The organism is Thermococcus sp. Bubb.Bath (assembly GCF_012027595.1).
GTDB lineage: Archaea > Methanobacteriota_B > Thermococci > Thermococcales > Thermococcaceae > Thermococcus.
Genome location: NZ_SNUR01000032.1, coordinates 1 through 454, shown reverse-complemented (window position 1 = coordinate 454; position 454 = coordinate 1). Strand labels below are relative to the sequence as shown.

Below are 454 nucleotides of genomic sequence, written 5' to 3'. Positions count from 1 at the left end.
AATGTAAATCCGATTTGGGTTTATAATTTTGTTGGCTTATCCAGAGCAGAAGTCATACGCATAATAAGCTGTTCCTTTATACCGCTTAATGCCCTCTGCCAGAACGAAGTCAACTCTAACCTCCACGGGATAATTAAAAGCGCATATTGGAGTCACGAGATACTCAAAGGTCAGTGTTCCTTCTCCAATAAGTCCTAAATTGCTGAACTCTGCCTCATTAATTGTGTATCCACTCTCTATGTCTTTTCTTATCCTAACGTTGTCCCAAGGTCCTCCTTCTGGAAAGAGCATATACACAGTGCCATCTCCCCAGCTTTTGATGATTATTTTGAGATATTCCAAGTTAGTGCTTCCAGAATGCGTTATGGATACTTCAAGGTTTCCAGACTTCCCAGCAAGAACATCAACATCAGCCATCCATTCACCTTTCCAGTAAAACTTCTCGGTTTCCCAA

General features: G+C 41.2%; 1 protein-coding gene. It reads right to left on the bottom strand.

The window, feature by feature from the left end; genetic code table 11:
* Nucleotides 1-36: 36 nt before the first annotated feature.
* A partial coding sequence (locus tag E3E29_RS11380) for a hypothetical protein (protein WP_206205908.1) occupies nt 37-454 on the bottom strand: 418 nt, incomplete at its 5' end.